The organism is Candidatus Fermentibacter sp., from assembly GCA_030373045.1.
Lineage (GTDB): Bacteria > Fermentibacterota > Fermentibacteria > Fermentibacterales > Fermentibacteraceae > Fermentibacter.
This window is the reverse complement of the sequence record JAUCPW010000015.1, coordinates 1-6643: the sequence shown is the minus strand read 5'-3', so window position 1 is coordinate 6643 and position 6643 is coordinate 1. Positions and strand designations below refer to the sequence as shown.

The window sequence follows — 6643 nt, the reverse complement described above, 5'->3', positions numbered from 1 at the left end:
CCTGGTCGTCCCCCTGCTTCTGCTGGCTCGAGAACGCAGACGGCCAGGGAACCGCCTGGGAGGCCCACATACTCAAGGAGATGACAGGCTACGCCTCGGCAGGCTGCGTCGGAAATACCGACTTCGACGGCGACGGCTGGACGGATGTCGCTGGCTGCTCCATAAACGAGGACGACATCTACTGGTGGAGCCTGGCTCCCGGCGGGAGCCTCACATCCAGTATCCTTCATGCAGAGCCGTATTAGTATTACTGGAGCTACATAATGTGGTCGTGGGAAGCTCCCGGGTCTGCGAAAGTGGGCTTCCAGGTGCGATCCTCGGTCGATCCCAGTTCCATGGGAGCCTGGTCCGATACGCTCTGGACACCAGGGAACCTCTACGGAATCCTCGAGGACGGCACTGACTATTTCCAGTACCGGGCCATCCTCGTGCCTGGCGGCTCGGGCACCTCGCCGGTGCTGAAGGATGTCACCGTGGTCTGGGATGCTGGAGGTACCGGCGGGCCGGTTGCACCGTCATCCCTCGTCCTGCTGCCCGTTTCACCGAACCCATGCACCGGCGCGGCTGAACTGGTGGTGGGGCTGCCCGGCGACGCATCCGTTGAAGCTGTCCTGTTCGACATCGCGGGAAGGCGGGTCTGGTCGTACGCGAACCCGCAGCAGCGAGGCTGGAACTCCATAGTGACAGACGGCCTGATCCCGGGGGTCTATTTCGCCGTAGTCAGGTCGGGCGACGAGGAAGCCTCGCAGAGATTCTCGGTGATCTCGGCCCGTCGCTGAGGCGACCGCCCGGGTACGGTTGGATGCGAAACCATCCCTGCCGGGGGGGACCTTGGCCGGTCATGCCGGGAGATCCCGCTCGAAGGGAGACGGCCCGATGGACGAGATGACCGGCTTCTGCGGGTACAGGTGCGACCTGTGTCCGGCGAGGTCCGACGACCCGGCGGTCAGGCAGAGGCTCGTCGACGGCTGGAGGCGGATCTTCGGTCACCAGTCGTACACTGTCGAGAACGTACGTTGTGACGGCTGCCGTTCGGGCGGGCGCCTGGCGGACAAGACTTGCAGGGTCAGGCCCTGTGCGATCGAAAAGGCCGTCGAGAGCTGCGCCTGCTGCGACGACTTCCCCTGCGACTCGCTGAAACCCCTCATGGCCAGCAGGGAGGGGATGCTTCTCTACTGCAGGCCCGGCTCCGGCCCCGTCACCCGGGAGGAGTACGAGCTCTGCATGAGGCAGTTCGAGAGCATGCCGGTGCTGGTTCGCAAGCTCGCGGAGTGCGGCAGGCTCGGCGCCTGGGCGTTGGAGGACGCCCCCCGGGAGAGCTGACCGGAAGTCAGCTCTCCAGGCTGTCGAGCACCCCGGGGATGCGTATCGAGAAGCGGCAGCGCGCGTCGCCGTTCAGGAGCGACTCCTCGACCGTGACGTCGACGGGCACGCCGAAGATGCCCTCGTAGATGCCCCTGTACCAGCCCGCGCTGCACTCGCAGTACTCGACCGGCATCCTTCCCTGCGCCCCCCGTGCGAGCGGGCAGAAACAAGCGGCCATCCGCCTCTCGAGAGATGTCTGTGCAAGGGCGAAAGCCCCGGGATCGCGCGGGCGGCGGATCTCGATGATCGCATCACTCTCGATGAACGGGTCGCCGAAGCGGTCCGGGTTGTCCCTCATGGCCGCCACCACGGCCTCGGGGCTGCCGGTCTCCGCGAGGATGCCTCGCAGCGCCAGGATGTCCGAATCGCCGAACTCCTCGACGAACCTGCAGGAGCGCTCCTGCATTATCCCGCGCCTGGCCGCCCCGTCCGGGACCTCGGTGACCAGCCTCCCCTGTGCGCCGGCCGACCATTCCGCATTCGCCGCGAGGTCTTCCGAAAGGCCCTCCCAGCCGGCGGTGACCCTGTCGCCGCTTCCCGTTCCGGCCCTGCGGTCGATCGACTCGCGCCACCTCTGCATCTTGTCCGACAGCCAGCCCATCATCCCTCCCCGAACTGCATCCGTTACCCTCGGTCCGGCTGGACCCTGTCCCTGCGTATGAACATATCGCCACATCGGATGCTCTGGCATGTTCTCCCGCTTTCGGGAAGGGACTCGGGATGACGGACGGCTTCGAGATCAGGCCCTTCGACCGGACTGCTTCTTCCGACGATGACCTCCGGGCCCTCTGGGTCTTCACGAATGTGATGATATGGGAATTGCTGCCTGATGAAACACCAATCCCGGTCGAGGACTGGATGAAGATCGTCCGCACGACGCACTCGACAACCGAGACGCTCAAGTGGGTCGTATGGGACGGGACAGGACGGCGAGTGCTCGGCTCCTGCAACCTGTCTCTGGCGGTCTATGATGTTGAAAACGCAACGCTTTACATATCGATCGATCCGTCGATCAGGCGCAGGGGGTTCGGGAGGAGGATGCTCGAACTTGCTGCAGAAGCCGCGGATTCGAGGGGACGCAAGGTGCTGAAGACCCACTCGAACGAAAGGTGTCCTGCCGGGGCTTCATTCCTAGAGAACGCGGGAGCGCGCAGGGAATCGGAGAGCCATACCAACAGGCTGCTGCTGAGCGATCTCGACGAGGAACTCGTGAAGAGCTGGCTCGAGCTGCCCCGGGATGACTGCCCGGAGTTCGAGATGCTCGCCTGGCATGATGGCATACCCGAGGACCATGTAGAGGACGCTCGTGACTTCTTCCAGGAGATCTACGATGCCGAGCCTCCGCGGGAGGGGGTTCCAAGAACGGAGTTGCTCCATACCACCGAGATGGTCCGCGACTGGAACGGGACGTTCACGGCAGGCGGAAACCGGTCCCTCGCGCTGGCTGCGATCTCGAGGGGGGAATGCCGGCTCATGGGATACACCATGGTGTCCTGGCATCCGTCGAAACCCGGCTTCGTCAACCAGTGGTTCACCGGGGTCCGGCCCGGGTACAGACACAGGGGCCTGGCCAGACGGCTGAAGGCAGAGATGCTGGGGACTATCCGGAGGGAGGTTCCCGAGGCCGAGTCGATCAGGACCGGCAACGACGACAGCAACAGCGGAATCCTCGCTATCAACAGGGAGCTGGGGTTCGAACCCTTCATCGCGAGGACCGACTGGGCGCTCGATGTCGCAACCGTTCGTGCTCGTCTGCAGGACATCGCGGTGAAGGACTGCCCGAGCGACGGGTAGCGTGTCTCGACATGTGATCAGCACTCACGCTCTGGGGGGAGCCGGATCTCACCGGCGGGTCAGGAGGGGATGGCGATGACGGACAGCATGAAGAAGGTCCTGGTCATCAACGGAAGCCCCAGGAAGGGCAACACCTTCCATCTCGCCGGGGTGGTCGCGGATGAACTGAAGAGGCTCGGCGGGGTCGAGGTCGAGTACCTCCACCTGTCGGAGAAACGCATCGAGCCCTGCCGCGGCTGCGGGCTCTGCATGACGCACGGCTTCGAGAAATGCCCGATCCATGACGACGTGCCGTGGATCATCGCCGCCATCCAGCAGAGCGACGGGGTGATCCTCGCCTCCCCGGTCTACGTCTACCACATCTCGGGCCTAACCAAGATCCTCCTGGACAGGCTGGGAGCGTACTTCCACCGCCCCGCCTTCTTCGGCAGGCACGCGATGGCCCTGGCCACGACCGGCTTCTTCGGCACCGCGCCCACCCTGAAATACATGAAGAGCGTGCTCGGCGCCCTGGGTTTCAGTACGGTCGTCACCGCTGGCGGTCAGGCCAGGGACCTCGAGGATCGCTTCATCGCGAAGCTTGAGCTGAAGGCCCGCGAGGCGGCCCGCCGCTTCCACCGGAACCTTTGCCGCGGATGCTCCGTCCGCCCGTCCTTCGCCAGCCTGATGCAGTTCAGCTTCCAGAGGAAGTGCTTCACCCACCCGGGGGTCGGCAGGCTCTTCCCGGCCGACATGGAGCACTACACGAAGCTCGCCGGCAGGATCTTCCCGGTCGACGTGCCGGTCGACCTGCCGACGCGCGTCTCTGCGTGGGCCGCCGAGACTTTCGCCCGCCTGTTCCTGCGGATCACCTGACGGGAGGGTCATGTTGGACGCCACTCGGGAGACCGTTCCGACCGGCATCGATGGACTGGAGATCCGGCCCTTCGACCCGGGTGCGGCATCCGGGAACGAACTGCGCGCCTTCTGGAAATTCTGGATGTGGGAATGGAGTGAGGTTTACCCGGAGGACCCCGAGACCCCGTTCGAGAAGTGGCTCGCAGGGTTCAGGAACTCATCCTGGATCAGGGAATCGAAGATCTGGGCCCTCTGGAGCGGGGAAGCCGTACGCGGTGATGCATGGGTGGAGATCCCCGGGACCGGGCTCGATCCGAATGGAGCCTCGGTTGCGATCAGGGTGCATCCCGAACTCCATCGCAGGGGTCTTGGAAGCCGGCTCCTGGCCGGGGTGACTTCGGCCGCCGAGGAGAAGGGCCGCCGTATCCTGAGGCTCGAGACCCTCGACAGGTATCCGTCAGGTGCCGCCTTCTGCAGGGCTATCGGGGCGGTTGCGCAGTCGGTCACCCACACCAACAGGCTGCTCATGACGGATGTCGATCCCGGGATCGTTTCTCGCTGGCTCGAGCTGCCGGATGACCGGTCCGACCTGGAGATCACGGAATGGAGGAACGGGCCCCCCGACGAGCGCCTGGATGAAATGAGCGCCCTGTACCAGGAGATCTACGATGCCGAGCCCGATCGTGAAGGGTTCGAGCGGGGCACCTATCACTTCACTCCGGAGTACTTCCGGCAGTTCATCGGCAGTCAGATGGCTGCGGGCGCCTCGATCCTGACTGTTGCCGCATCATCCCGGCGTGACGGTTCGATCCTGGGATGCACCGAGATCACGTGGAACCCGGCCAGACCCGCCGTGGTCAACCAGATGTTCACCGGGGTGAGGCCCGCTTCGAGGGGACACGGGCTGGCCAGGAGGCTCAAGGCCGAGATGTTCACTCGGATCCGGCGCGAACACCCCGGAGTGGTCTGCATCAGGTCGGCGAATGACGACGACAACCCAGCCATCAACCGGATCAACACCGAGCTGGGCTACCACCCCTGGATCGCCCGCACCAACTGGCACGCGGATGTCGCCATCGTGAGGAAGTACCTCGACCATCGCAGGCGCTGACGCAACCTCGCAAGTGCACTCTACTCATCCATCTTTTGCCTTCTAGGTCGCGGATATTTCTCCTCAGATACCCACCTGAAAACAAGTTCAGTTAGTAGAGAGTTAATGAATGACCTCTTTTAGCGTGCATATCTGTCCGATAACCAGCCCCGATGAGGGGGCATTTGACAGTGAATGTATACGCTGTCATGCAAGTATCGCTGTCTCTGATTCATTTGCTGTTTGCTAATATTGTGATATCATTATTATCTGCGCGACAACTCTTTCAGCCTACCTTTAGAAATTTCTGTACATTCGAATATTTTTGAGCGTTCAGGATTATTTGAAATCTTGACACGCTTCCGTGCCATTCTAATTCAATGCGCATGGTCCATCATGGAGAGGGGGTGGTGAAATGATCGAAAAGCCGGCCGAGATCGGGATCGAGTACGTCGATCCGGGTAGTACCGTCAAGTGCATCGCCTTCTACATCCTTTGCGGGTTGCTGAACTTTGCTGCTATGCCACCGCAGGAATAGTTCAGGAAACGGTGGGCGGGGGAGGTTTTGGACTTCCCCTGCCCCCTCGGAGGGGTGTGGGTCATGAAGACTTACTGCCTGAAATCCTCCATGATCTTCCTCGATGACGAGAAGATGATCATAGATACAGACAAGAAGGCTATTCGGAAGTTCAACGAACCAGCCTGTCAGATACTTGCGCATCTCGATGACGGTCCCATATCTGCCGATGAAATTGAAGCCAGATTTTGCGATGAGAACGGGAAGCAACTCTTAAGTTCCGATGACATAGCTGAATTCATTACTTCTCTCCTCCGATCTGGTCTGCTTGTATCTCTGGAGAGAATGGATTGAACGCTAAGCTGATCCCGACTCTCCCAGAAGAATGCACACTCCGTGCCGAGGCAGAAGGCGGGTTCTTCATAAGCGGCAGAGGATTCTTCAAGCCTATAAGCTCGAGTGATTTCGAACTATTGATAGCGATTGATGGGGCCAAGGACGCATACTCGATTGCGAAGGATGCGTCAAAATCGGAAGTTGAACTGGCCTGCCATCTCATCCGGATATCAAGTATGGCCGATGAAGGTATCATTGAGCTTCGACGTGATCCATCGACCAAGATTCGGAAAGCGTGTATTTCGAAGAATAGGCCATTCTCGAGAAGTGCCTTCTCTTCCCCGGTAATGGTCAGCCTCGCTGTGACAGGAGAGTGCAACAGGTCATGCCAGCATTGTTATCGCGAGGGTGTTGCTAGTAACAGTTCCTTTGATGATGCTGGTTTCTTTGCTGTTGTAGAGAGCCTCTCCGGGATGGACCTGGCGATTCTGAACATAACCGGAGGCGAACCCTTCTTATACGACCGCATCGTTGATCTTACATGTTTTGCCGCAACCCAGATCAACTGTGTGACAATTGTCAACGCCGGTTTCTAGTGTGACGTAATCGCCGGTTTGGGTGTGACACATCTTTTGCCGGCATCCCTCCCTTCGTTTTCGGAGACGAGTTCGGGTATCAGCCCCAGCTTCCTGTGTTCTCGCAGC

At 61.1% G+C, this 6643-nt stretch carries 9 protein-coding genes; 8 read left to right on the top strand and 1 reads right to left on the bottom strand.

Annotated features, from left to right (window positions below):
- The 3 genes from QUS11_03330 to QUS11_03320 form a co-directional block, all read left to right on the top strand.
- Positions 1-245 (top strand): hypothetical protein (locus QUS11_03330; protein ID MDM7992321.1); only part of this gene is annotated, 245 nt, incomplete at its 5' end.
- An 18-nt stretch (positions 246-263) separates the two neighbouring features.
- A complete protein-coding gene (locus QUS11_03325) occupies positions 264-779 on the top strand; it encodes a T9SS type A sorting domain-containing protein (GenBank protein ID MDM7992320.1) in 516 nt (171 codons plus the stop codon).
- 97 nt (positions 780-876) lie between these two features.
- Positions 877-1323: a DUF3795 domain-containing protein gene (locus QUS11_03320; protein ID MDM7992319.1), complete on the top strand. Its 447-nt coding sequence runs from the start codon at positions 877-879 to the stop codon at positions 1321-1323.
- 7 nt (positions 1324-1330) lie between these two features.
- Here QUS11_03320 and QUS11_03315 read toward each other — a convergent pair whose 3' ends face one another.
- Complete coding sequence (locus QUS11_03315) at positions 1331-1966, bottom strand: hypothetical protein (GenBank protein ID MDM7992318.1); 636 nt, start codon at positions 1964-1966, stop codon at positions 1331-1333.
- A gap of 119 nt (positions 1967-2085) precedes the next feature.
- On the opposite strand from QUS11_03315, the gene QUS11_03310 reads away from it, so the two are divergent.
- The 5 genes from QUS11_03310 (at position 2086) to QUS11_03290 (ending at position 6535) form a co-directional block, all read left to right on the top strand.
- Positions 2086-3159, top strand: coding sequence for a GNAT family N-acetyltransferase (locus tag QUS11_03310; protein MDM7992317.1), 1074 nt, complete (start codon positions 2086-2088; stop codon positions 3157-3159).
- A 75-nt stretch (positions 3160-3234) separates the two neighbouring features.
- On the top strand, positions 3235-4014 hold the full coding sequence (locus QUS11_03305; GenBank protein ID MDM7992316.1) for an NAD(P)H-dependent oxidoreductase: 780 nt from the start codon (positions 3235-3237) through the stop codon (positions 4012-4014).
- A 13-nt stretch (positions 4015-4027) separates the two neighbouring features.
- Positions 4028-5107 carry a GNAT family N-acetyltransferase gene (locus QUS11_03300; GenBank protein ID MDM7992315.1) on the top strand — a complete coding sequence of 360 codons (1080 nt, stop codon included), beginning with the start codon at positions 4028-4030 and terminating at the stop codon, positions 5105-5107.
- Between the two features lie 580 nt (positions 5108-5687).
- A complete protein-coding gene (locus QUS11_03295; protein MDM7992314.1) occupies positions 5688-5957 on the top strand; it encodes a hypothetical protein in 270 nt (89 codons plus the stop codon).
- Complete coding sequence (locus tag QUS11_03290) at positions 5954-6535, top strand: hypothetical protein (protein MDM7992313.1); 582 nt, start codon at positions 5954-5956, stop codon at positions 6533-6535. Before QUS11_03295 ends, QUS11_03290 begins: the two co-directional genes overlap by 4 nt.
- The last annotated feature ends 108 nt before the right edge of the window (positions 6536-6643 follow it).

What these genes read in the sequence shown, in the direction of transcription:
- QUS11_03320 (MDM7992319.1), top strand. Translation starts at nt 877, where the DNA reads ATGGACGAGATGACCGGCTTCTGCGGGTACAGGTGCGACCTGTGTCCG.
- QUS11_03325 (MDM7992320.1), top strand. Translation starts at nt 264, where the DNA reads ATGTGGTCGTGGGAAGCTCCCGGGTCTGCGAAAGTGGGCTTCCAGGTG.
- QUS11_03305 (MDM7992316.1), top strand. Translation starts at nt 3,235, where the DNA reads ATGACGGACAGCATGAAGAAGGTCCTGGTCATCAACGGAAGCCCCAGG.
- QUS11_03315 (MDM7992318.1), bottom strand. Translation starts at nt 1,966, where the DNA reads ATGGGCTGGCTGTCGGACAAGATGCAGAGGTGGCGCGAGTCGATCGAC.
- QUS11_03295 (MDM7992314.1), top strand. Translation starts at nt 5,688, where the DNA reads ATGAAGACTTACTGCCTGAAATCCTCCATGATCTTCCTCGATGACGAG.
- QUS11_03310 (MDM7992317.1), top strand. Translation starts at nt 2,086, where the DNA reads ATGACGGACGGCTTCGAGATCAGGCCCTTCGACCGGACTGCTTCTTCC.